The organism is Brachyspira pilosicoli, from assembly GCF_019402445.1.
Classification (GTDB): Bacteria; Spirochaetota; Brachyspiria; order Brachyspirales; family Brachyspiraceae; genus Brachyspira; species Brachyspira pilosicoli_B.
In genome coordinates this window covers 1-1,923 of the sequence record NZ_SRZM01000059.1, presented here as the reverse complement: position 1 = coordinate 1,923, position 1,923 = coordinate 1, and the positions used below count along the sequence as shown (strand labels likewise).

The following is a 1,923-nucleotide window of genomic DNA, read 5'->3' as shown; positions in this document are numbered from 1 at the left end:
CACGGTGTGTACTTCGTTAAGGGCAAAGCCACCGCAAATAAAAAAATTAAAAATATTTTTATAAAATATAGTTTTTGGATATTTAACAAAATAAAAAGTGTTATGTAATTTTTACTTTATAATATATAATTTTATTATCAATAAATAATAATGAGGAATATTATGAAGAAATTATTATATTTACAAGTTTTGTTTATTTTGTTTATTTGCATTTCTTGTGCAAGTAAAAAAGATAATAATTTGCAAGTGTATTATAATGGTAATATTATTACTATGGAAGGAAACACAGAAGAGATTCTATATGCTAAGGCTTTAGAAGTAAGCAATGGAGTCATCACAAAAGTGGCATATACCGATGAAGAAGCAAATAATTTAATTAAAAATAAATCATTAGTAGACTTAAAAGGTAAAACTTTAATGCCTTCTTTTATAGACCCGCATAGTCATATAATAAGTTTTGCTCAAGCCCTTACAACTGTAGATTTATCAGGCTGTACAAACATAGCAGAAATTGATTCAAGATTAGAAGACTATATAAAAAACAATAAGCTTACAAATGGTGCTTGGGTTATAGGTTTTGGTTATGATAATAATTTACTTCCAGGCAAAAAAAATCCTACAAGAGATGATTTAGATAAAGTTTCTACAAACTTAGCTATATTTATTACGCATGCATCTGGACATGTTGGAAGCATGAACTCTAAAGCATTAGAATATTTTGGTGTAGATGAAAATACTCCAGATATAGAAGGCGGAGTTATAGAAAGATATCCTAATAGCAGAAAGCCTACTGGTTATATGGAAGAGGCTGCTTTTATGAAATATGCTAGAGAGGTTGATTTTAAAGTTACTGATGAAGATATGATGAACTTTGTTAATCAGGCAGAAGATGTTTATTTAAGTTATGGTATTACAACTGCTCAAAACTCTTTAATTGTAAATGGTGATTTGCCTTTAATAGAGAATATGATAACAAATAATAGATTTAAAATAGATATAATAGGTTTTATAGATTTAAAGAATGCTCCTAATATTTTTGATGAACATAAAGATTTAATTGGTAAATACAGCAATAGATTTAAAATATCAGGCTACAAAATATTTTTAGATGGTTCGCCTCAGGCTAAAACTGCTTGGTTAAAAGAGCCTTATATAACAGGAGAGAAAGGCTATAGAGGATATCCTATACATGATTATAACACTGTAAAAGAATATGTAAGAAAATCTTTTGATGATAAAATGCAATTACAGGCTCATTGTAATGGAGATGCTGCTGCTGAACAATATGTTGATGCAATATCAGAAGTTATGACAGAGAGAGGCACTACAAATAATTATAGAGCTGTATTGGTTCATAGCCAAATTGTAAAAGAGAACGAATATAAAAGAATGAGTGAGTTTAATATAATACCTTCTTTATTTGTTGCTCATATATATTATTGGGGAGATACTCATATAGCGAATTTAGGAATGGAGAGAGCTTCTCAAATAAGTGCTAGTAAAACTGCATTAGATAATAACTTGCCTTTTACATATCATCAAGACACCCCTGTTATAAAACCTAATATGATAGAAACTATAAGCTGTGCTTTAAATAGAACTACAAAAGATGGAGTGTTACTCGGAGAAAATCAGAAGATAGATGCTCTAAATGCTTTTAAGGCTATTACAATAAATGCTGCCTATCAAAATGGGGAAGAGGATATAAAGGGCAGTTTGAAAGAAGGTAAATTAGCCGATTTAGTAATACTTTCTGATGACCCATTAAAAATAGATGCAAAAGAAATGAATAATATAGAAGTTCTAGAGACAATAAAAGAAGGAAAGACTTTATACAAGAAATAATATAAAAAAACAATAAAAGAGGTAAAAATAATATGGTTAGTATAATATCAGATATGGACGGAGTAATATATAGAGGAA

General features: G+C 28.8%; 1 protein-coding gene. It reads left to right on the top strand.

Features of this window, described 5'->3' with window-relative positions:
• The first annotated feature begins 162 nt into the window (after positions 1 to 162).
• The gene (locus tag E6A48_RS02585; protein WP_219708416.1) at positions 163 to 1,845 is read left to right on the top strand and encodes an amidohydrolase; all 1,683 of its coding nucleotides are present in this window, start codon (positions 163 to 165) and stop codon (positions 1,843 to 1,845) included.
• The last annotated feature ends 78 nt before the right edge of the window (positions 1,846 to 1,923 follow it).